The sequence below is a fragment of the Streptomyces sp. NBC_01515 genome, assembly GCF_045040345.1.
GTDB lineage: Bacteria > Actinomycetota > Actinomycetes > Streptomycetales > Streptomycetaceae > Streptomyces.
In genome coordinates this window covers 6,181,342-6,203,814 of sequence record NZ_CP109416.1, presented here as the reverse complement: position 1 = coordinate 6,203,814, position 22,473 = coordinate 6,181,342, and the positions used below count along the sequence as shown (strand labels likewise).

At 66.7% G+C, this 22,473-nt stretch carries 13 protein-coding genes and 3 rRNA genes; 9 read left to right on the top strand and 7 right to left on the bottom strand.

The genetic code is table 11. From position 1 onward, the window contains the following. Positions 1 to 201: 201 nt before the first annotated feature. From OG407_RS27885 to OG407_RS27860, 6 genes are all read left to right on the top strand, one after another. Positions 202 to 510: a hypothetical protein gene (locus tag OG407_RS27885; RefSeq protein ID WP_019065418.1), complete on the top strand. Its 309-nt coding sequence runs from the start codon at positions 202 to 204 to the stop codon at positions 508 to 510. A gap of 168 nt (positions 511 to 678) precedes the next feature. Continuing rightward, positions 679 to 1,524 carry a hypothetical protein gene (locus OG407_RS27880; RefSeq protein ID WP_405862157.1) on the top strand — a complete coding sequence of 282 codons (846 nt, stop codon included), beginning with the start codon at positions 679 to 681 and terminating at the stop codon, positions 1,522 to 1,524. Beyond that, the gene (locus OG407_RS27875) at positions 1,514 to 2,833 is read left to right on the top strand and encodes a hypothetical protein (protein ID WP_405862155.1); all 1,320 of its coding nucleotides are present in this window, start codon (positions 1,514 to 1,516) and stop codon (positions 2,831 to 2,833) included. Before OG407_RS27880 ends, OG407_RS27875 begins: the two co-directional genes overlap by 11 nt. Then, on the top strand, positions 2,830 to 4,389 hold the full coding sequence (locus tag OG407_RS27870) for an SCO6880 family protein (RefSeq protein WP_405862153.1): 1,560 nt from the start codon (positions 2,830 to 2,832) through the stop codon (positions 4,387 to 4,389). Before OG407_RS27875 ends, OG407_RS27870 begins: the two co-directional genes overlap by 4 nt. Positions 4,390 to 4,396: 7 nt before the next feature. Continuing rightward, a complete protein-coding gene (locus OG407_RS27865) occupies positions 4,397 to 5,830 on the top strand; it encodes an ATP-binding protein (RefSeq protein ID WP_403591426.1) in 1,434 nt (477 codons plus the stop codon). A gap of 16 nt (positions 5,831 to 5,846) precedes the next feature. Continuing rightward, the gene (locus OG407_RS27860) at positions 5,847 to 7,304 is read left to right on the top strand and encodes a type IV secretory system conjugative DNA transfer family protein (protein ID WP_405862151.1); all 1,458 of its coding nucleotides are present in this window, start codon (positions 5,847 to 5,849) and stop codon (positions 7,302 to 7,304) included. Positions 7,305 to 7,334: 30 nt separating this feature from the next. Here the strand turns inward: OG407_RS27860 and OG407_RS27855 are convergent, their stop codons facing one another. From OG407_RS27855 to OG407_RS27835, 5 genes are all read right to left on the bottom strand, one after another. Further along, entirely contained in the window at positions 7,335 to 7,880 is a 546-nt protein-coding gene (locus OG407_RS27855; RefSeq protein WP_405868640.1) for a GNAT family N-acetyltransferase, read from the bottom strand. A gap of 80 nt (positions 7,881 to 7,960) precedes the next feature. Then, positions 7,961 to 8,077, bottom strand: a 5S ribosomal RNA gene (rrf, locus tag OG407_RS27850). A gap of 92 nt (positions 8,078 to 8,169) precedes the next feature. Further along, positions 8,170 to 11,290 (bottom strand): 23S ribosomal RNA (locus OG407_RS27845). Positions 11,291 to 11,605: 315 nt separating this feature from the next. Further along, positions 11,606 to 13,133 (bottom strand): 16S ribosomal RNA (locus tag OG407_RS27840). The 16S, 23S and 5S rRNA genes sit together here, the layout of an rRNA operon. Positions 13,134 to 13,797: 664 nt before the next feature. Continuing rightward, on the bottom strand, positions 13,798 to 14,328 hold the full coding sequence (locus tag OG407_RS27835) for a MarR family winged helix-turn-helix transcriptional regulator (RefSeq protein WP_403606562.1): 531 nt from the start codon (positions 14,326 to 14,328) through the stop codon (positions 13,798 to 13,800). Between the two features lie 89 nt (positions 14,329 to 14,417). Here OG407_RS27835 and OG407_RS27830 point away from each other — a divergent pair, with 89 nt between their 5' ends. Beyond that, the gene (locus OG407_RS27830) at positions 14,418 to 15,734 is read left to right on the top strand and encodes an MFS transporter (protein WP_405862148.1); all 1,317 of its coding nucleotides are present in this window, start codon (positions 14,418 to 14,420) and stop codon (positions 15,732 to 15,734) included. Position 15,735: 1 nt separating this feature from the next. Here the strand turns inward: OG407_RS27830 and OG407_RS27825 are convergent, their stop codons facing one another. Together OG407_RS27825 and OG407_RS27820 are read right to left on the bottom strand one after the other, a co-directional pair. Continuing rightward, a complete protein-coding gene (locus OG407_RS27825) occupies positions 15,736 to 17,394 on the bottom strand; it encodes a SpoIIE family protein phosphatase (protein WP_405862146.1) in 1,659 nt (552 codons plus the stop codon). A gap of 215 nt (positions 17,395 to 17,609) precedes the next feature. Then, on the bottom strand, positions 17,610 to 18,977 hold the full coding sequence (locus OG407_RS27820; RefSeq protein WP_405868638.1) for an NAD(P)/FAD-dependent oxidoreductase: 1,368 nt from the start codon (positions 18,975 to 18,977) through the stop codon (positions 17,610 to 17,612). Positions 18,978 to 19,354: 377 nt separating this feature from the next. On the opposite strand from OG407_RS27820, the gene OG407_RS27815 reads away from it, so the two are divergent. Together OG407_RS27815 and OG407_RS27810 are read left to right on the top strand one after the other, a co-directional pair. After that, positions 19,355 to 20,125, top strand: a complete 771-nt coding sequence (locus tag OG407_RS27815) for a helix-turn-helix domain-containing protein (RefSeq protein ID WP_365310258.1) — start codon at positions 19,355 to 19,357, stop codon at positions 20,123 to 20,125. Between the two features lie 428 nt (positions 20,126 to 20,553). Continuing rightward, complete coding sequence (locus OG407_RS27810) at positions 20,554 to 22,470, top strand: sigma-70 family RNA polymerase sigma factor (RefSeq protein ID WP_405862144.1); 1,917 nt, start codon at positions 20,554 to 20,556, stop codon at positions 22,468 to 22,470. Positions 22,471 to 22,473: the final 3 nt, after the last annotated feature.

The following is a 22,473-nucleotide window of genomic DNA, read 5'->3' as shown; positions in this document are numbered from 1 at the left end:
CACGGACAGGTTCCGCTCCGGAATCGTTGCCCGGCGTTACCTACCGTGATACACAGAGTGACCGTACGGGGTATTCGTACGAAACCCGCCAATCAATGACGCCAAGTCGACATCCGACGGCGCCTTTGTCGGCGACAATGATGCCTGACCTCTGCGCACCTGCAGGGGATGCGGAACTACCCACCAGGGGCGGTGACTTACATGCTCTTCGCGGCCGACAAGGGAGACATCAACACCATCATCGGCGGGATCGCTCCGGACTGGGGCCCCTTCGGCAGCCTGGGTAACGAGGCGAAGGTGATGATCGAGGTCGTGATGGCGGTCGCCATCCTGCTCTGCCTCGGTATCGCCGTATGGGGTGCGGCCAAACAGCGCATCGGCGCGACGGCGCTCCGCGACACGTTCAGCGCGGAGCAGGGCAAGGGACTCATCGTCGCCGGCCTGACCGGCGTCTTCATCATCGGCTCCCTCGGCACCCTCTTCACCATCGTGTACGGCATGGCCGTATAGCCGAGCCCGGCCCGTCCCCCCGCTCCCCACCCACCCGCCCGTCGTGCCCACCGGCTGAGGTTGCGTTTCCCTGATGTCGAGTCACCACTCCGCGCCCGCGCGGGAACCAGCACGGCTACCGTCGTACTTCCAGGTGTTTCTGGACGACGGCGAAGGGGCGTACCCGGCATGAGTCCCGGAGACGAGCACGAGACCTCCGGCGGTTACGGCGGCACGGGCCAGACCCGCACCCGGCTGCCCCAGGGAACCGGCGGCGACATCTACGGCGGCGCCCGCCGCGGCGGCAGATCCTCCTCCTCCAAAAGCCTGGTGACGGTCGTCGGAGTAGTCGTCGTCCTCATCGCCGCCATCGCCTTCGCCAACCGCGGCGACGGCACGTCGTCCTCGAACGACAGCAACACGTCGAGCGGCTCGAAGCCGGACGCGGCGTCCACGGCAGCGAGCGGGACGAAGCCGGTGGAGACGAAGACCGGGGGGATTCCGTCGGGGTTCGCGCACACCGAACAAGGAGCGCAGTCGGCGGCGGCGAACTACTCCGTGGCGCTGGGCTCGACCGGCATGTTCCAGAAGGAGATCCGGCACTCGCTCGTGAACTCCCTCTACACGTCCGGTGCCGCGAGCAAACTGACGGGTCCGATGGATCAGGCCTACTCGGCGGACTTCCTCAGCAAGCTGGGCCTCGACGCCAACGGCAACGCACCGACCGGCAGCACGTTCGTCTCCCGCTCGATCCCGGTGGGCGCGACGGTCCAGCGGTACAGCGCCAGCGACGCGAAGGTCGCGGTCTGGTACGTGGGCCTCATCGGCATGTCCGGACAGACCTCGACCGACCCCGTCACCACCTCGTGGAAGACCTGGAGCTTCGACCTCCAGTGGTCCAACGGCGACTGGAAGATCGTCACGGACTCCCAGAAGGACGGCCCCGCCCCGGTACCCGGCGACGACACGGCCGCCACCTCGGACGAGATCAGCAAGGCCATCGACGAGTACGGAGGGTTCACGTATGCCCGGTAACCCGCAACGCGTGCTCAGGCTCGCCGGAGCCGTGACCGCCGTACAGACGTCTCTCGTGCTGCTGGCCACCCATGCCGTCGCCGCGACCCCCAGTCCGTCGCCCTCGGCGTCCAAGAGCGCCGACTGCAAGCTCATCGTCGGCGAGGCCAAGAAGTACTGCCAGCGCGGCAACGGGACGAGCACCACCACCACCCCCAGCACCACCGACACCCTCGACCCCCTCTCCTCCCTCGGAAAGGGCTGCGCCGAAGCCGCCTCCTGGACCATCGACAAACTCAGCGACGCCGTCAAAGAGACCGCGAACGTCGACTTCACGAACCCCCGGTTCCTTCAGCAGTACGCCGTCGTCTTCGCCGCGTCCACGATCCTCACCCTCCTCCTGTGGCTGCTCGCGGTAGCGAAGCGCGCGGTACGAGGCGTCCCCCTCACCACCGCGATCTCCGAGGCCATCGGCTTCCTCTGGCTCACAGTCATCGCCTCCGCGTTCACCCCCCTGATCCTGTACACCGTCGTCTCCGCCACGGACGGCATCACAGAGGTCCTCGCGAAAACCACCGGCAACCAGACGGACACCTTCTTCGGCAACTTCTCCGGCGCCCTGGCCAAGGGAAACAACATCGGCGGCGGCCCGATCATGCTGATCGTGGTCTCCCTGGTGTCGATCCTCGCCGCCGGCGTCCTCTGGCTGGAGCTCGTCATCCGCGCCGCCCTCCTCTACGTCGGCGCCCTCCTCGGCACCGTCGTCTACGCGGGCCTCGTCGACAAGAACCTGTGGGGCCACGTCCGCCGCTGGGCCGGCATCATGATCGCGGTGATCCTGGTCAAACCGGTCATCGTGATCGTGCTGGGCCTGGCCGGCGCGCTGTCCACCGCCGACGGCCCGGACTCGTTCTCCGCCGTCGTCTCCGGCCTCGCGATCATCCTGCTCGCCATCTTCGCCAGCGCGATGATCTACCGCTTCGTCCCCGGCTTCGGCGACGAGATCGCCGGCGGCCGCAACAACCGCATCATGCAGGGCGCCGAGGGCAAGGCCGCCGCGGTCATCAGCTCCCCGGCCACCATGGTCGCCCAGGGCATCAAGACCCACAGCGCCCGCACGAACGACGGCGGAGGCGGCCAGTCCTCGTCCGGCGGCGGCGCCCGCCCGTCCAACCCGATCTCCGGCGGCGTCGCGGCCCACAGCAGCCGCCCGTCGAGCGGCGGCGGCGGAGCAGTCCCCTCCGCCGCGCCCCCGCCCCGCCAGAGCCCGGCGAACACCCCGCACGCCGGCAACGCCCGCAACAACCGCACGGGAGGTGAAGGGCGTTGACGACAGAAGCCCACCTGTCCCATCCGATCACGCCCCGCCGGACCTATCTCATCGGCCGGGCCCGGCCGAACGCGATCGTCGGCAAGAATCGCGAGACCGGCGAGATCGCCCTCATCATCGTGGGCGCGTTCCTCGGCATGATGAGCGGACTCCTCGTCCCCGTCCTGTCCCTGCGCATCGTGCTGCTGACGGGCTTCCCGATGCTCGCGCTGATGGCGGTCTACGTCCCGTACAAGCGCCGCACGTTCTACAAGTGGTTCGAGATCAACCGCAGTTACAAGCGCACCCTGCGCAACGGCACGACGTACCGCTCCTCCGTCGCGGAGGCCGGCGTCCACCTCGACGGCCGCGAGGTCGAGGTCGGCCCGCCGCCCGGGATCGGCCGCATCAACTGGCTGGCCGCCCCCTTCGGCCCGGACGAGATCGCCGTACTCCTGCACGCCGACCGCCGTACGGTCACCGCCGCGATCGAGATCGAGGGCCCGGGCGTCGGCCTGCGCGACAGCGAGGACCAGGAAGCCCTCGTCGACCGCTTCGGCACGCTCCTCAAGCACGTGGCGAACGGCGACGGCTTCGTCACCCGCATCCAGATGCTCGCCCGCACCCTGCCCGCCGACCCGGACGCGCACGCCAAGGACGTCGCCCAGCGCGGCGACGAGAAGTCACTGACCTGGCTGCAGCAGTCGTACGACCAACTGCAGTCGATGGTGTCCACCAGCAGCGAGCAGCACCGCGCCTACCTCGTCGCCTGCATGCACTTCAACCGCGAACTCTCCGCCGAGGCCCACGCGATGGCCCGCGCGTCCCGCCCGCACGCGGGCCGCAAGCTCGACCGCGACGCCGGCCTCGCGGTGGTCATGGCGCGTGAACTCACCGACATCTGCTCGCGGTTGCAGGAGGCGGACATCCGCGTACGGCAGCCGCTCGGCCAGGGCCGGCTCGCCTCGCTCATCCACTCCATGTACGACCCGGACCACCCCATCGACCACCTCCAGGCGATGACGAAGCGCAACGCCTGGCCGGCCGAACTCGACGCCATGGAGCCGACGTTCCTCCAGGCGAAGACCCGTGAGTCGTCGACCCGCGAGCCGTGGTGCCACGCCACGGCCTGGGTGAAGGAGTGGCCGATGACCCCGGTCGGAGTCAACTTCCTGGCGCCCCTCCTCGTCCACACCCCGGACGTCATCCGCACGGTCGCCGTCACGATGGACCTCGAACCCACCGAGGTCGCCATCGAGCGCATGCTGACCGAGAAGACGAACGACGAGGCCGACGCCTCCCGCGCCGCCAAGATGAACCGCACCGTCGACCCCCGTGACGTCGCCGCCCACGGCCGCATGGACCAGCGCGGCGAGGACCTGGCGAGCGGCGCGGCCGGCGTGAACCTGGTCGGCTACATCACCGTCTCCTCCCGCAACCCCGAGGCCCTCGCGCGCGACAAGCGCACGATAAGGGCGTCCGCCGGCAAGTCGTATCTGAAGCTGGAGTGGTGCGACCGCGAGCACCACCGCGCGTTTGTGAACACACTGCCGTTCGCCACCGGCATCCGGAGGTAGGGCTCAGATGCGGGATCCGCTGTCCATCCTCACCGACGCCTTCACGTCCTTCCTCTTCGGAAAGATCGAGTCCACCCGCCTCCCGGTCCGCACCTCGACAGGCCAGGCCCAGGCGGTCTACCTGCCGACGGCCGCCCCCGGCCTGGGCGACTCGGGCGTCATCATCGGCCGCGAGGTCTACTCCGGCAAGGGCTACATCTACGACCCCTTCCAGCTCTACGGCCAGCAACTCCCGGCCCCCCACTGGCTGGTGCTCGGCGAGTCCGGCAACGGCAAGTCGGCCCTGGAGAAGACGTACGTCCTACGCCAACTGCGCTTCCGCGACCGCCAGGTGGTCGTCCTGGACGCCCAGGGCGAGGACGGCGTCGGCGAATGGAACCTGATCGCGGAGGAGTTGGGGATAACCCCCATCCGCCTGGACCCAACCGCCGCCCTGGACATGGGAATCCGCCTCAACCCCCTCGACCCCGCGATCACGACGACGGGCCAACTCGCCCTGCTCCGAACGATCATCGAGGTGGCGATGGGCCACGGCCTCGACGAACGCTCCGGCTTCGCGCTGAAGGTGGCGCACGCCTACGTCAACGAGACGATCGTCGAACGCCAGCCGGTCCTCATGGACATCGTCGAGCAACTACGCCACCCCGAACCGGAGTCGGCCGAGGCGATGAACGTCGCCATAGACGACGTACGGGCATGGGGCCTGGACGTCGCCCTCGTCATCGACCGCCTGGTCGACGGCGACCTCCGCGGCATGTTCGACGGCCCGACGACGGTCGGCATCGACCTCGACGCACCGCTGATCGTCTTCGACCTGTCCCACATCGACCGCAACTCCATCGCCATGCCCATCCTGATGGCGATCGTCGGCGTCTGGCTGGAACACACCTGGATCCGCCCCGACCGGAAGAAGCGCATCTTCCTGGTCGAGGAGGCCTGGCACATCATCAACAGCCCGTTCGTGGCCCAACTCTTCCAGCGCCTGCTGAAGTTCGGCCGCCGCCTGGGCCTGTCGTTCGTGGCGGTGGTCCACCACCTGTCGGACGTCGTCGACGGAGCCGCGGCGAAAGAAGCCGCGGCAATCCTGAAAATGGCGTCGACACGAACGATCTACGCCCAGAAAGCGGACGAAGCACGCGCCACAGGCCGGGTGTTGGGCCTGCCACGCTGGGCGGTGGAGATCATCCCCACCCTCACCCCCGGCATCGCGGTGTGGGACGTCAACGGCAACGTCCAGGTGGTCAAACACCTGATCACCGAGACGGAACGCCCCCTCGTCTTCACCGACCGCGCGATGACCCAGTCCTCCCGCGAACACGACCAGGAAGTGACCGACGACGCCCTGCGCGCCGCCGAGTTGGAGGCCGAGGAACGCGCGGCGGCCTTCATGGAACAGCAGTTGAGCGATCTCGACGGCTCCTCCGAGTCCACGGTGGCGTGAACGGCGGTGGCATGACATGAGACCGGACGACGGTGGACGCGAGCGCCAAGGGGGCATCCCCGACGGCCTGTTGGTGGGCCTGCTCGCGTTCCTCATCGGCATGACCTTGCTGGTGTGGTCGGCCACCGGCCTGGCCGCCCTGTTCTCCCAGGGCAGCTGGCCGACCGGCGTGACCTTCACCCGCACCCCGATGGCCATGCGCCACCTCATCGCCCAGCCCCACGACATCCCCGGCGCCTGGCCCCAGTCCCCACCCGCCGAGTTCTCCGGCTACGGCCTCTTCTGGGGCCTGTTCATCGGCCAGTTGATGATCCTGCTGGTCCTCACCGTGTTCACGATGGGCACGGTGGCGAGATGGCGGGCGGTACGGGCCCGGAACCGGACAGAGCGGCCGGCACCGGAGGTCCACGAGGTACCGGCGCAGAGACCGGAGCCGCAACCTCAACCTCAACCTCAACCTCAACCGCAGCCAACGGCGCTCCTCGAACAGCCCCCGATTGCGGCGCCCCTCTCCTCAGCCTCTCCAGTTGGCGGTGAGCGGGTCGGCGGGTGGGAAAGAATCTTCGTGGCACCGCCGGAAAGCCGCCACGCGACCGCGACCCAGGCAGTACGGGACGCGGAAGGCCCAACCGTCGTAGTCACCTCAAACTCCGCCGTCTGGCAGGGCACCAAAGACGCCAGAGCCAAACTGGGCCCGGTCCTCCTCTACGACCCCACGCACCTCTGCGACACCCCGGCCCGCCTCCACTGGTCCCCCACAACGGGCTGCGAGGACAAACCGACGGCGGTGAAAAGAGCCGCCGCCCTCCTCACCCCGGTCAGACCCACGGCGAAGATCGACCAGGCGGTGGCGGACACCGCCGAGACACTCCTCCGCAGCTATCTGCACGCCGCCGCGATCGACGGCCGCACCATCCGCCACGTCCACCGCTGGTCCCAGGGCACCCAGATCCAGGACGCGGTGAGAATCCTCCGCACCAACCCCAAGGCAGCCCCCGGTGCGGCGGGCGAACTCGAAGCCGCACTCACGTCCCACCCCGAACGCCGGGACATCGCCCAGGAGTTGACGAGCCGCGCGCTCTCCGCCCTCTTCACGGTCAACATCCGCGAAGCCTGCACACCCAACAGAACTGACGCCCTCTCCTTGGATTCCTTCGCGAACGAAGGGGGCACGCTTTATCTGGTCGGTGAATCCATCGAGGACCCCCGTACGAACCCGGGCGCGATGCCTCTCCTCACCGCCCTCGCATCAAGCGTGGTCGAGCGCGGCCGGCACATGGCCGAACGGTCATCGGCCGGTCGCCTCGACCCACCAATGACGCTTGTCCTGGACGACGTCGCGGCCGTGGCCCCGCTCCCCCAACTCCCGGAACTCCTCGCCACAGGAGCGGACCGGGGCCTGCCGACCTTGGCCCTCCTCCGCTCCAGAGAACAGGCCAGGGCCCGCTGGCCCCACCACGAACTACCGGTCTAGCAACGGGACTTACGGCGCCCGCAGCCACGGCTACGGCCGCTCGACCACCATCTCCAGCTCACGCTCGTCCGCGTTCCCGCCCAACGGCACGGTGACGCCCGTGGGGACGAAGCCGGCCTTGCCGTAGAACCGCCGGGCCCGCTCGTTGTCCTCGTGCACGATGAGCCGCACCCGCTCGACCCCGCGCCCCCAGGCCCACTCCAGCGCCGCGTCGAAGAGCACCTCGGTCAGTCCGATGCCCCGGACCTCCGGCCGCACGAACACCCCGACGATGTGCCCCTGCTTCCGCTCGACCACGAAACCGGCCCAGTCGACCGTCCCGGCCTCCTCAAGCAGCACGGTCACCGTCCCGACCCACTCCCCGTCCGGCCCCTCGGCAATGACCTGCTGAGCCTTCTCAGCACCTTCGGCAGCCCCTACGGCCCGCTCCTGGTAGAAGGAGTCCGGCCGGGCCAGCGCCGCGTCGTAGGTCTCCAGAAAGGCAAGGTGCGCGACGGGATCCTGCAGGGCGACGAGCCGCAGCTCCTTCGCCGCGACCCACTCGTCAGCGCGTATCGAACGGATCTTGTAGTTCATATCAGCCACGGTAGTCACCGTAGCCGAAACGCAGAAAACCCCCGTACCGAATTAACGGTACGGGGGTTTTCGCAATATTTGTTCGGCGGCGTCCTACTCTCCCACAGGGTCCCCCCTGCAGTACCATCGGCGCTGTGAGGCTTAGCTTCCGGGTTCGGAATGTAACCGGGCGTTTCCCTCACGCTATGACCACCGAAACACTATGAAACAGACAACCGCACCACACCCAGTGGCCCCGGGCATGGGGTTGTTCGTGGTTTCAGAACCAACACAGTGGACGCGAGCAACTGAGGACAAGCCCTCGGCCTATTAGTACCGGTCACCTCCACCCATTACTGGGCTTCCAGATCCGGCCTATCAACCCAGTCGTCTACTGGGAGCCTTAACCCCTCAAGGGGGTGGGAACACTCATCTCGAAGCAGGCTTCCCGCTTAGATGCTTTCAGCGGTTATCCCTCCCGAACGTAGCCAACCAGCCATGCCCTTGGCAGAACAACTGGCACACCAGAGGTTCGTCCGTCCCGGTCCTCTCGTACTAGGGACAGCCCTTCTCAATGTTCCTGCGCGCGCAGCGGATAGGGACCGAACTGTCTCACGACGTTCTAAACCCAGCTCGCGTACCGCTTTAATGGGCGAACAGCCCAACCCTTGGGACCGACTCCAGCCCCAGGATGCGACGAGCCGACATCGAGGTGCCAAACCATCCCGTCGATATGGACTCTTGGGGAAGATCAGCCTGTTATCCCCGGGGTACCTTTTATCCGTTGAGCGACGGCGCTTCCACAAGCCACCGCCGGATCACTAGTCCCGACTTTCGTCCCTGCTCGACCCGTCGGTCTCACAGTCAAGCTCCCTTGTGCACTTACACTCAACACCTGATTGCCAACCAGGCTGAGGGAACCTTTGGGCGCCTCCGTTACTCTTTAGGAGGCAACCGCCCCAGTTAAACTACCCATCAGACACTGTCCCTGATCCGGATCACGGACCCAGGTTAGACATCCAGCACGACCAGACTGGTATTTCAACGACGACTCCCCCTGAACTGGCGTCCAGAGTTCACAGTCTCCCAGCTATCCTACACAAGCCGAACCGAACACCAATATCAAACTGTAGTAAAGGTCCCGGGGTCTTTCCGTCCTGCTGCGCGAAACGAGCATCTTTACTCGTAGTGCAATTTCACCGGGCCTATGGTTGAGACAGTCGAGAAGTCGTTACGCCATTCGTGCAGGTCGGAACTTACCCGACAAGGAATTTCGCTACCTTAGGATGGTTATAGTTACCACCGCCGTTTACTGGCGCTTAAGTTCTCAGCTTCGCCACCCCGAAGAGTGACTAACCGGTCCCCTTAACGTTCCAGCACCGGGCAGGCGTCAGTCCGTATACATCGCCTTACGGCTTCGCACGGACCTGTGTTTTTAGTAAACAGTCGCTTCTCGCTGGTCTCTGCGGCCACCCCCAGCTCAAGGAGTAAATCCTTTCACCGGTGATGGCCCCCTTCTCCCGAAGTTACGGGGGCATTTTGCCGAGTTCCTTAACCATAGTTCACCCGAACGCCTCGGTATTCTCTACCTGACCACCTGAGTCGGTTTAGGGTACGGGCCGCCATGAAACTCGCTAGAGGCTTTTCTCGACAGCATAGGATCATCCACTTCACCACAATCGGCTCGGCATCAGGTCTCACCCTTGCGTCATCCGGATTTGCCTAGATGACGGGCTACACCCTTACCCCGGGACAACCACCGCCCGGGATGGACTACCTTCCTGCGTCACCCCATCACTCACCTACTACCATCTTGGGCCGGCGGCTCCACCACTTTCCATTCCCCGAAGGGTCCGGAACGGCTTCACGGCCTTAGCATTAATGGGCTCGATGTTTGACGCTTCACAGCGGGTACCGGAATATCAACCGGTTATCCATCGACTACGCCTGTCGGCCTCGCCTTAGGTCCCGACTTACCCTGGGCAGATCAGCTTGACCCAGGAACCCTTAGTCAATCGGCGCACACGTTTCTCACGTGTGTATCGCTACTCATGCCTGCATTCTCACTCGTGAACCGTCCACCACTAGCTTCCGCTGCGGCTTCACCCGGCACACGACGCTCCCCTACCCATCCATACAGGCGTTGGCCCTATTGTATGAATGACACGACTTCGGCGGTACGCTTGAGCCCCGCTACATTGTCGGCGCGGAATCACTAGACCAGTGAGCTATTACGCACTCTTTCAAGGGTGGCTGCTTCTAAGCCAACCTCCTGGTTGTCTCTGCGACTCCACATCCTTTCCCACTTAGCGTACGCTTAGGGGCCTTAGTCGATGCTCTGGGCTGTTTCCCTCTCGACCATGGAGCTTATCCCCCACAGTCTCACTGCCGTGCTCTCACTTACCGGCATTCGGAGTTTGGCTAAGGTCAGTAACCCGGTAGGGCCCATCGCCTATCCAGTGCTCTACCTCCGGCAAGAAACACACGACGCTGCACCTAAATGCATTTCGGGGAGAACCAGCTATCACGGAGTTTGATTGGCCTTTCACCCCTAACCACAGGTCATCCCCCAGGTTTTCAACCCTGGTGGGTTCGGTCCTCCACGAAGTCTTACCTCCGCTTCAACCTGCCCATGGCTAGATCACTCCGCTTCGGGTCTTGAGCGCGCTACTAAATCGCCCTATTCGGACTCGCTTTCGCTACGGCTTCCCCACACGGGTTAACCTCGCAACACACCGCAAACTCGCAGGCTCATTCTTCAAAAGGCACGCAGTCACGAGAGTGCATGCAAGCATGCACTCCGACGCTCCCACGGCTTGTAGGCACACGGTTTCAGGTACTATTTCACTCCGCTCCCGCGGTACTTTTCACCATTCCCTCACGGTACTATCCGCTATCGGTCACCAGGGAATATTTAGGCTTAGCGGGTGGTCCCGCCAGATTCACACGGGATTTCTCGGGCCCCGTGCTACTTGGGTGTCTCTCAAACGAGCCGTTGATGTTTCGACTACGGGGGTCTTACCCTCTACGCCGGACCTTTCGCATGTCCTTCGCCTACATCAACGGTTTCTGACTCGCCTCACAGCCGGCAGACTGTGAAAGAGAGATCCCACAACCCCGCATACGCAACCCCTGCCGGGTCTCACACGTATACGGTTTGGCCTCATCCGGTTTCGCTCGCCACTACTCCCGGAATCACGGTTGTTTTCTCTTCCTGCGGGTACTGAGATGTTTCACTTCCCCGCGTTCCCTCCACTTGCCCTATGTGTTCAGGCAAGGGTGACAGCCCATGACGACTGCCGGGTTTCCCCATTCGGAAACCCCCGGATCAAAGCCTGGTTGACGACTCCCCGGGGACTATCGTGGCCTCCCACGTCCTTCATCGGTTCCTGGTGCCAAGGCATCCACCGTGCGCCCTTAAAAACTTGGCCACAGATGCTCGCGTCCACTGTGCAGTTCTCAAACAACGACCAACCACCCGTCACACACCGCTTACACGATGTTTCACCGGGGTCGGCACTGAAGGCAGCTTGTTACAGCCGTGCCCTCAGACACCCAACAGCGTGCCCGGCATCCCCGTCACTCGTGATCAGCTTTCCACGCCCCGAAGAGCAGTACTTGCAGCCCGAGATGAGCGGCGACACCGAATAATCAACGTTCCACCCTTGAGCAACCACCGTCGGACGTGTGCCGACGTAATGGCCCTGGACCACCAGACAATGCCTGGCGGCCTAGATGCTCCTTAGAAAGGAGGTGATCCAGCCGCACCTTCCGGTACGGCTACCTTGTTACGACTTCGTCCCAATCGCCAGTCCCACCTTCGACAGCTCCCTCCCCACAAGGGGGTTGGGCCACCGGCTTCGGGTGTTACCGACTTTCGTGACGTGACGGGCGGTGTGTACAAGGCCCGGGAACGTATTCACCGCAGCAATGCTGATCTGCGATTACTAGCAACTCCGACTTCATGGGGTCGAGTTGCAGACCCCAATCCGAACTGAGACCGGCTTTTTGAGATTCGCTCCACCTCACGGTATCGCAGCTCATTGTACCGGCCATTGTAGCACGTGTGCAGCCCAAGACATAAGGGGCATGATGACTTGACGTCGTCCCCACCTTCCTCCGAGTTGACCCCGGCGGTCTCCTGTGAGTCCCCGTCACCCCGAAGGGCACGCTGGCAACACAGGACAAGGGTTGCGCTCGTTGCGGGACTTAACCCAACATCTCACGACACGAGCTGACGACAGCCATGCACCACCTGTACACCGACCACAAGGGGGGCACTATCTCTAATGCTTTCCGGTGTATGTCAAGCCTTGGTAAGGTTCTTCGCGTTGCGTCGAATTAAGCCACATGCTCCGCTGCTTGTGCGGGCCCCCGTCAATTCCTTTGAGTTTTAGCCTTGCGGCCGTACTCCCCAGGCGGGGAACTTAATGCGTTAGCTGCGGCACCGACGACGTGGAATGTCGCCAACACCTAGTTCCCACCGTTTACGGCGTGGACTACCAGGGTATCTAATCCTGTTCGCTCCCCACGCTTTCGCTCCTCAGCGTCAGTAATGGCCCAGAGATCCGCCTTCGCCACCGGTGTTCCTCCTGATATCTGCGCATTTCACCGCTACACCAGGAATTCCGATCTCCCCTACCACACTCTAGCTAGCCCGTATCGAATGCAGACCCGGGGTTAAGCCCCGGGCTTTCACACCCGACGTGACAAGCCGCCTACGAGCTCTTTACGCCCAATAATTCCGGACAACGCTTGCGCCCTACGTATTACCGCGGCTGCTGGCACGTAGTTAGCCGGCGCTTCTTCTGCAGGTACCGTCACTTTCGCTTCTTCCCTGCTGAAAGAGGTTTACAACCCGAAGGCCGTCATCCCTCACGCGGCGTCGCTGCATCAGGCTTTCGCCCATTGTGCAATATTCCCCACTGCTGCCTCCCGTAGGAGTCTGGGCCGTGTCTCAGTCCCAGTGTGGCCGGTCGCCCTCTCAGGCCGGCTACCCGTCGTCGCCTTGGTGAGCCATTACCTCACCAACAAGCTGATAGGCCGCGGGCTCATCCTGCACCGCCGGAGCTTTTAACCCCCACACATGAGTGCGGGAGTATTATCCGGTATTAGACCCCGTTTCCAGGGCTTGTCCCAGAGTGCAGGGCAGATTGCCCACGTGTTACTCACCCGTTCGCCACTAATCCCCACCGAAGTGGTTCATCGTTCGACTTGCATGTGTTAAGCACGCCGCCAGCGTTCGTCCTGAGCCAGGATCAAACTCTCCGTGAATGTTTTCCCGTAATCGGGATCGCATACACGAGAGCGGAACAGTCAGGCGGAATAAGCCCGACCGTTCACAACGTCCTCGCTGTATGTTTTCTTCAAAGGAACCTCGCCCCAGACATCAGATGATGACTGGAGACGGGGTATCAACATATCTGGCGTTGATTTTTGGCACGCTGTTGAGTTCTCAAGGAACGGACGCTTCCTTTGTACTCACCCTCTCGGGCTTTCCTCCGGGCTTTTCCCTTCGGTCTTGCGTTTCCGACTCTACCAGACCGTTTCCGGTCCCGATTTCCTCGGTGCTTTCCAGGTTTCCGCTTCCGCGTTTCCCTTTCCGGCGGTTCCGACTCTACCAGATCCTTTCGGGCCTGATTCCCAGTCAGAGGGGGTTGCCATCCCGGCCGTTGGGCCGTTCCGACGTCTCAAACCTTAGCCGATTCCCCCGGCGGAGTTCCAATCGAGTCCCAGTGACCTGATCGAACAACTGCCGAGCCCAAATCGAATTGAATTCGGGCACGCCGAAATCAATCCCGTTGGGAGATCGTGCGGTTGGTTTGGGTTGCCGCTGTCGCGGCGGAGGTGCTGTCGGAGAACCGTTACGGCTCGGCGGCAACCCGAAGAACTTTACGGATCGAGCAGGGGACTGTCAAGCACCCTCTGTCAAGATCTTTTATTCGAGATCGCTGAGCCGGCCGCCGGCATCCGGCTGGGCGTGCTCCACCCTGCGCAGCAGGCGGGTCAGGACCTCGCCGAGGACTGCGCGCTCCACCGGGGAGAGGTCCTGGAGGAGGTCCTCCTCGAAGACCGTCGCCATGCGCATCGCCTCCAGCCACTTGCCGCGACCCTCGGGCGTCAGCTCGACGATCACGCGGACGCGGTTGGACTCGTCCCGCTCCCTGGTGACCAGACCCTCGGCGACCATGCGGTCGATCCGGTGGGTCATCGCGGCCGGCGTGAGGCCGAGGCGCTTGGCGAGGTCGCTCGGGCCCATCCGGTAAGGGGCGCCGGCCAGGACGAGCGCCTTGAGGACCTCCCACTCGGCGCTGCTCATGCCGAGGTTCGCGGTCTGGCGGCCGTAGGCGACGTTCATGCGGCGGTTCAGGCGGCCCAGGGCCGAGACGATCTTTTCGACCTGGGGGTCTAGGTCCTTGAACTCGCGCTGGTAGGCGGCGATCTGCTCGTCGAGTGTCGGTTCGCCCATGGGCGTCAGTATCGCACGGGGTCGCTTGGCGTTGAAGTCCTTCTAGATGTACTGTTTAGCTTCGAAGTCTTCGGCACTAAGAAGTACCGATGGCGACCAACTACCTGATTGAGGTGACCGTGACCAGGGCGATGGGCGCAGCGATGCGCCGGATCCACGTGGGAAACGCACTCAGCGCGTTCGGGCTCGGCTTCACGGTCCCCTACCTGTACGTCTATGTGGCGCAGGTGCGGGGACTGGGGGCCATGACGGCGGGTCTCGTACTCGCCGACTTCGCCGTGGCCGCGTTGATCGTGCTGCCGTTCGCCGGGCGGGCCATCGTCCGGCGCGGTCCCCGACCGGTTCTCCTCGTCGCCCTGGTCCTGGCCGCCGTAGGGTCGATGAGTCTGGGGCTGGCGGGGAGTGCGACCGCTGTGTTGCTGTCGGCTGCCGCGCTCGGGGCCGGGCAGGCCGTGATGCAGCCGGCGCTCGCCACGATGATCGTGGACTGTTCCACGGCGGACACGCGCTCGCGTGCCTTTGCCATGCAGTTCTTTCTGCAGAACCTCGGGCTCGGTGTCGGCGGGCTCATCGGCGGTCATCTGGTCGACACGACCAGCGCGTCCTCGTTCACGCTGCTCTTCGGGATCGAGTCGGCGATGTTCCTGGTGCTCGCCGGGGTGATGTCGACCGTGCGGATGCCGCATTCGCCGGCCATCGGTGACGCTCCCGCGCAGTCGTCCGCGAAGGGTGCCTGGAAGCAGTTGCTCGGCAACCGGGCCATGGTGCAGCTGAGCGTGGTCGGCTTCGTGCTGTTCTTCGCCTGCTACGGGCAGTTCGAGTCGGGGTTGAGTGCGTACGGGGTCGAGGCCGCCGGTATCTCGACGTCCGCTCTCGGGACCGCGCTGGCCGCGAACACCGCGATGATCGTCGTCGCGCAGTTCGCGGTGCTGAAGTTCGTGGAGCGGCGTCGGCGCTCGCGGGTGATCGCGGCCGTAGGGATGATCTGGGCGCTGGCTTGGGTCACGGCCGGGTTCGCGGGGCTTGGGCACGGGAGTCAGGAGATGGCTACGGCGGCCTTTGTGTCGACGTACGCGCTGTTCGGGCTGGGGGAGGCGATGTTGTCGCCGACCGTCGCTCCGCTGGTGGCCGATCTGGCGCCGGAGGGGATGGCCGGGCAGTACAACTCGGCCTTCGCCCTGGTGAAGCAGCTCGCGTTGGCTGTTGGGCCCGCGGTGGGCGGGCCGTTGGGGGCTTCGCTGCCGGGGCCGTATGTCGTGACGTTCTTCTTGTTCTCGCTGGGGATCAGTCTGCTCGCCGTGAAGCTGGGGCGGCAGTTGACCGCTGTGCAGGATCAGCCTTGGCGGGCGAAGGGGAGTCTGGTCGTCGCTCGCGGGAGTGTGGAGCCCGTAGGGGTCGAGGCGTAGGTCACGCCGGGGGCGTCTTGGGGAGTACGAACTCGCACCAGACGGCCTTGCCTCCGCCCGGGGTGCGGCGGGAGCCCCAGTTCGAGGCGATGGTCGCCACGATCGCGATGCCTCTGCCCGACTCGTCAGCCGGTTCCGCGCGGCGGCGGCGGGGCAGGTGGTCGTCGCCGTCCGTGACCTCGACGATGAGGCGGCGGTCGGTGCGGCGCAGGCGGAGGCGCATGGGCGGGGTGCCGTGCTGGAGGCTGTTGGCGACCAGCTCGCTGGCCGCCAGGACGCCCAGGTCGTGCAGTTCGGTGGGGAAGCGCCAGCTGGTGAGGACTCCGGAGGCGAACGCACGCGCGCGTGGGGCCGCTTCGACTCCGCCGAGCAGCTCCAGGGCCGCGTTGCGGAAGAGGTCGCCGGCCGGGCCGGTGCGGGCCGGGTGCTGGAGGACCAGGACGGCGACGTCGTCGTCGTGGTCCGCGGTGACGCCGAGCGAGCGGACCAGGCGGTCGCAGACCACCTGGGGGGTGCCGGTGGCGCCGGCCAGGGCGCGCTCCAGGGAGGCGATTCCCTCGTCGAGGTCCTCGTCCCGGCGTTCCACCAGGCCGTCCGTGTAGAGGACCGCCGTGGAGCCGGGGCTGAGGGGGATCGAGCCCGAGGAGTGGATCCAGCCGCCGGTGCCGAGCGGGGGGCCGGTGGGTTCGTCGGCGCGCTGGACCGCGCCCGTCTCGTCGCGGACGAGGATCGGGAGGTGGCCCGCCGAGGCGTAGACCAGGCGGCCCTCGTTCGGGTCGAAGATGGCGTACACGCAGGTGGCGATCTGGTTCGCGTCGATCTCCGTGGCGAGGCCGTCCAGGAGCTGGAGCACCTCGTGCGGGGGCAGGTCGAGGCGGGCGTACGCCCTTACCGCCGTGCGGAGTTGACCCATGACCGCCGCCGCACGGACGCCTCGGCCCATGACGTCGCCGATGACCAGGGCGGTGCGGCCGCCGCCGAGGGTGATCACGTCGTACCAGTCGCCGCCGACCGCCGCCTCGGTGCCGCCGGGCTGGTAGGTGGCGGCGATGCGCAGATCGTCCGGCTCCTCCAGCTCCTGCGGGAGCAGAGAGCGCTGCAGGGTCACTGCTGTCTCGCGCTGGCGGCGTTCGCTGGCGCGGAGGCGTTCGGCGGCCTCGGCGTGGTCGGTGACGTCGGTGGCGAAGATCAGGACGCCGCCCTCGGCGCTGTCGGCGCTCTCGGCGACCGGGGTGCACGTGAACGTGTACGAGCGGCCGCCGGGCGCCTTGCGGGACTTGAGGGTGCGGGGCTTGCCGCTGCGCAGGACCTGGTCCAGGAGCGGGAGCAGGCCGAGTTCGTCGAACTCGGGGAGGGCCTCGCGGGCCGGTGCGCCCAGGGGGCGGGTGCCGAAGGCGGCCACGTAGGCGTCGTTGACGTACGCGATGCGCTGGTCGGGGCCGTGCACCAGGGCGACGAGGGCCGGGACGCGGTCGAGGACCTCGCGGACGGGCAGGTCCTCGACGGCGGGGACCGGCGGCGGCTCGTCGGTGAGTTGCTCGGCGCGGGCCGCGGGTACGGAGCCTTCTCCCCGCCGGTCCGGGGTGACCGTGTGGTCGGTCCGCGCTGCGGCGCGGCGCTGCGTTCCGGGGAGCCGGGCGCTCCAGCGCGTGAAGTTCACGAATCCTTGCCTCGTGTAGGTGTTGTCGGCCCGCTCCGGACCCTGCCGGGGGTCCGGGGGTCGGCCCCCCGGGGGATGCAGCACAGTGGGGAAAGCCTCTTGGGTGGGAAGGGCGGGCACGGGCCCGCCCGAAGTCGTGGACCAGTCTGGCAGTGTGACCGACCGGGCCGACATTCGTCAGACGCCTCGGCGGCCGGTGGAGTTCCTCGGTCGGGTCAGTTCGACCCCTTCGGGTCGTGTGGAGGCTTTCCACCGGCCGCGAGTTCGAACTCCGCTCGGGGGTGTTCGAGTGATCCGAGGGAGACGATCTCCCGTTTGAAGAGCCCCGCCAGGGTCCATTCGGCGAGCACACGGGCCTTGCGGTTGAAGGTGGGCACCCTGCTCAGGTGGTAGACGCGGTGCATGAACCAGGCAGGGTAGCCCTTCAGCTTCCGTCCGTAGACCTGCGCGACGCCTTTGTGCAGTCCCAGGGAGGCGACCGAGCCGACGTACTTGTGGGCGTACGTCTGAAGGGGCTCGCCGCGCAGGGAGTGCGCGATGTTGTCTCCGAGGACCTTGGCCTGGCGTACGGCGTGTTGGGCGTTGGGGGCGGTCTCGGTGCCGGGTTCGGACGCGGTGACGTCGGGGACGGCTGCCGCGTCTCCCGCTGCCCACGCGTGCGTGGCGCCCTCGACCGTCAGCTGGGCGGTGCACTTGAGGCGGCCGTGTGTGGTGAGCGGGAGGTCGGTGGCGGCGAGGACGGGGTGGGGTTTCACGCCGGCCGTCCACACGAGGGTGCGGGTCGGGAAGCGCTGGCCGTCGCTGAGGACGGCGACGCGGTCGACGCAGGATTCGAGGCGGGTCTCCAGGAGGACCTGGATGTTGCGGCGGCGCAGCTGGGTGATCGTGTAGGTGCCCATCTCCTCGCCGACCTCCGGGAGGATGCGGTTCGAGGCCTCCACGAGGATCCACTTCAGGTCGTCGGCGTCGACGTTGTGGTAGTAGCGCACGGCGTAGCGCGCCATGTCCTCCAGCTCGCCGAGCGCCTCGACGCCGGCGTAACCGCCTCCTACGAAGACGAAGGTCAGGGCCGCGTCGCGGATCGCGGGGTCGCGGGTGGAGGAGGCGATGTCCATCTGCTCGATGACGTGGTTGCGCAGGCCGATGGCCTCCTCGACGGTCTTGAAGCCGACGCCGTGCTCGGCGAGACCGGGGATCGGGAGGGTGCGCGAGATCGAGCCGGGGGCCAGGACGAGTTCGTCGTACGCCAACTCCTCGGTGCCCGTGCCCTCTTCCTCGGTGGCGAGGGTGCTGAGGGTCGCGGTGCGCTTGGCGTGGTCGATGGCGGTGGCCTCGCCGATGACGACCCGGCAGCGGCCGAGGACGCGGCGCAGCGGGACGACCACATGGCGGGGGGAGATCGAACCGGCGGCGGCTTCGGGGAGAAACGGCTGATACGTCATGTAAGGGTCGGGACTGACGACGGTGATCTCGACCTGCCCACGCTTGATTTCACGTTTCAACTTCTTCTGAAGGCGCAGGGCTGTGTACATCCCGACGTAGCCGCCACCGACAACGAGAATGCGCGCGCGTTCCTTCACCACCCCATGACGCACCCGGCGCTGGAGTTTGTCCACAGCCCCGACAAATTGTGTGACCGGCGGCGGAGGGTGCGCGGGGGCGCCGAAAGTGCCGTCGCCGAGGGCAGGTTCGCAGGTCAGTGAGGGTGATCGGGGTGGTGCCCCGGGGTGCAATAGGGGCGTATGCGACCCGTACTCCGATCGGGGGGCGCTCCGTGCGGAACCTGCCCCTTCTGAATTGACCCCCTCTCAACTATGTTCGTGTGTCGACGGGGTGAAGGGGGATGTGCTCAGCGGGTCCGCGAAGAGCGGGGCTCGCGGACCGGGCTTGTCTCACGATGCTCCGGCTGCCGATGACGGGGAGTCTCCGGGGGGAGACGTCATTAACCGGGGGAACGTGTATGCATATTCAGGATTCTCATTGGACATCCGCGTCAGCCGTCGCATCCGGCGGCGCGGTCGGAGCGGCGGCGAACGGACGCGGGGACTCCTCGCGGACGACGCCGTTGCGGGTGGACGCACAGCGCAATCTGGAGCACGTGCTGCGGGCGGCACGTGAGGTCTTCGGCGAGCTGGGCTACGGCGCGCCGATGGAGGACGTGGCGCGACGCGCGCGGGTCGGGGTCGGCACGGTGTACCGGCGCTTCCCGAGCAAGGACGTCCTGGTGCGGCGGATAGCCGAGGAGGAGACCTCCCGGCTGACCGACCAGGCGCGTTCGGCGCTCGGTCAGGAGGACGAGCCGTGGTCGGCGCTGTCGCGCTTCCTGCGGACGTCGGTGGCCTCGGGCGCGGGGCGGCTGCTGCCGCCGCAGGTGCTGCGGGTCGGCGTCGCCGATGAGGGTGAGGGTGCCGCCCTCCTCGACGAGGCGCGGGTGCCGCAGCAGCGGACGCAGCCGGGTGCGGGTGAACTGCGCCTGGTTCCGGAGGAGTCGGCGGGGTCTCTGGGTTCCGCGGAGTACGACGCCGGGGCGACCGCGCTGCTGGAGGTCGTGGGGCAGCTGGTGGACCGGGCGCGGGCCGCGGGGCAGTTGCGGGCGGACGTTTCGGTGTCGGATGTGCTGCTGGTGATCGCCACGGCGGCGCCCTCGTTGCCGGATGCCGCGCAGCAGGCGGCGGCGTCGGCGCGGTTGCTGGACATTCTGTTGGAGGGGTTGCGGTCGCGGCCGTTGTGAGGGTGGGCCGGCGTTGGGGCGGGCGTCCTCTGGGGGCTGCGCCCCCAGACCCCCATCGGCCCTGAAGGGGCCTCGTCCTCAAACGCCGGACGGGCTGAAAAATGCCGACCTGCGCTGAATGAGGTCGGACAACTCGTTCCCCGGTGACTCGAATAGGTGACTGTGGAGCGGGGGTGCCGTGGTGCCCGCGCCCCTCGTGACGTCCGGGAATGTTCCGGGCATTTCGCTCATTGTCGTCAACTCCCGTTCCGGGCGCGACAGTTGAGCCTTCCCCGGAGGGGTGAACGGTAGTACTGCGGTGCGGGAAATCCCCACGGATGAGTGGATGATCCGTACGACGGGGTCCTGAACAAAAGCCAATATGGCTACGCTGACCCGGTGTTCGGGACTGGTTGGACTGGCTGGGCAGGCGGCGGGGGCTTTCCGCGATGAGCGTTGACGGGCGTGACGAGTCACTGGGTGACGGTGACCCGGAGGCCGGTGGGCTGACCTCACCACAGGTGCCGAGTCAGGGCGGGCCCAGTGGTGTCCCCCCGGGTTTCGAACCCGCCGAGGGCAGCGTCCCGCCGCAGCGCGAGGGCAGCGTGCTGCCACCACCGCTGCTGCCACCGTCGGAGATGCCGGCGGCCGACGCCTCGCTGATCGAGCGGATGCGCGCCGGTGACGACACGGCGTACGAGGAGCTGTACCGGCGCCACGCGGACGCCGTGCGCCGGTACGCCCGGACTTGTTGCCGGGACGGGCACACCGCCGACGATCTGACCGCCGAGGTCTTCGCCCGCATGTTGCAGGCGGTGCGCGGTGGTTCGGGGCCCGAGCACGCCGTACGCGCCTATCTGCTGACCTCCGTCCGGCGCGTCGCCGCGAACTGGACGAAGTCGGCGAAGCGGGAGCACCTCGTCGACGACTTCGCGGTGTTCGCCGCGCAGTCCGCGCGGGTGTCGGAGGTGTCGGACGACGACACGATCGACCTGGGCGCCGACGTCCGGGCCATGCACGTGGCCGAGCAGTCGATGGCGATGCAGGCCTTCCGGTCGCTGCCCGAGCGGTGGCAGGCCGTGCTGTGGCACACCGAGGTCGAGGACGAGTCGCCGAGCGAGGTCGCCACGCTCTTCGGGCTCGACGCCAACGGCACGCGCGTGCTGGCCAGTCGGGCCCGCGAGGGGCTCAAGCAGGCCTATCTCCAGGCCCATGTCAGCACGGCCCTCACCGACGACGAGGAGTGCGCGCGCTACGCCGACCAGCTCGGCACCTACGCCCGCCGCCGACTGCGCACGCGTGCCGAACGGGGGCTGCGCAAGCACCTGGAGGAGTGCGCCAAGTGCCGGCTGGCCGCGCTGCAGATCGAGGAGGTCGCCAGCGGTATCCCGGCGGTCGTCCCGGTCGCGGTCATCGGCTGGTTCGGCGTCGCCGGGTACGCGAAGGCGGTCGCGCTCATCGCGGGCGGCGCGGGAGCGGGTGCGGCCGGTGCCGCGGGCGCCGCAGCCGCCGCGGGCGGGAGTTCGTCCGGCAGTGCGGGTGCCGGGGGCGCGGCGGCCTCCGAGGGCCTGGGCGCCCCGGTGAAGGCGGGCATCGCGGCCGGTGTGGTCGCCACGGCGGCAGCGGCGGCGATCGCCCTCGCGCTGGCCGGCAGCACCCACACCCCCGCGAAGAAGCCCGAGGCGAAACCGGCGCCCTCGTCCTCCCCCATCGCGAAACCCGAGTCGACTCCCCCGACGCCCCCGAAGAAGCAACCGGCCCCGGAACCTGCGGTGTTGAAGCCCGAGCCGACACCCACTCCGACCCCGAAGCCGTCTCCCACACCCCGGGCGAAGCCCACACCGACGCCCAAGTCCACCCCGACCCCGAAGCCGACCCCCAGACCCACCCCGACGCCCACCCCCACCCCGACCCCGACGCCCCCACCCGCGCCGACGATCTTCCAGGTCAGCGAGCTCTCGTACAACGTCAACGGCGACGGCACCGCACCGGAGATCCAGCTCGGCGAGAGCAGCTGGGTGTGGCAGCGCTACGGCGTCTCGATCGGCGGCACGCGGTACGCCCACGGGGCCACTGTGCACGGCCGCTCCTCCGTCACGATCGACCTCAACCGCCAGTGCGTCTCCTACGACGCGACGGTCGGCGTCGACGACATGATGCTGGGGATCGGCAAGGTGTACTTCGCGGTGTACGCGGACGGGGTGCGGCTGTGGCAGTCCGGGGAGATCGACGGCGGGGATCCCGCGGTGCCGGTGCATGTGAACATCGCCGGGCGCAAGACCGTGCGGCTCGTGGTCGAACCGCGCAGCTCCTTCGACAACCTGGCGCTGGCGGACTGGGCGGAGTCCAAGTTCACCTGCCAGTAGGAG

Bases quoted from the DNA above. Each gene is read 5' to 3' on its own strand.
- OG407_RS27875 (WP_405862155.1), top strand. From the start codon at position 1,514: ATGCCCGGTAACCCGCAACGCGTGCTCAGGCTCGCCGGAGCCGTGACC.
- OG407_RS27865 (WP_403591426.1), top strand. From the start codon at position 4,397: ATGCGGGATCCGCTGTCCATCCTCACCGACGCCTTCACGTCCTTCCTC.
- OG407_RS27885 (WP_019065418.1), top strand. From the start codon at position 202: ATGCTCTTCGCGGCCGACAAGGGAGACATCAACACCATCATCGGCGGG.
- OG407_RS27860 (WP_405862151.1), top strand. From the start codon at position 5,847: ATGAGACCGGACGACGGTGGACGCGAGCGCCAAGGGGGCATCCCCGAC.
- OG407_RS27835 (WP_403606562.1), bottom strand. From the start codon at position 14,328: ATGGGCGAACCGACACTCGACGAGCAGATCGCCGCCTACCAGCGCGAG.
- OG407_RS27830 (WP_405862148.1), top strand. From the start codon at position 14,418: ATGGCGACCAACTACCTGATTGAGGTGACCGTGACCAGGGCGATGGGC.
- OG407_RS27815 (WP_365310258.1), top strand. From the start codon at position 19,355: ATGCATATTCAGGATTCTCATTGGACATCCGCGTCAGCCGTCGCATCC.
- OG407_RS27880 (WP_405862157.1), top strand. From the start codon at position 679: ATGAGTCCCGGAGACGAGCACGAGACCTCCGGCGGTTACGGCGGCACG.
- OG407_RS27855 (WP_405868640.1), bottom strand. From the start codon at position 7,880: ATGAACTACAAGATCCGTTCGATACGCGCTGACGAGTGGGTCGCGGCG.
- OG407_RS27810 (WP_405862144.1), top strand. From the start codon at position 20,554: ATGAGCGTTGACGGGCGTGACGAGTCACTGGGTGACGGTGACCCGGAG.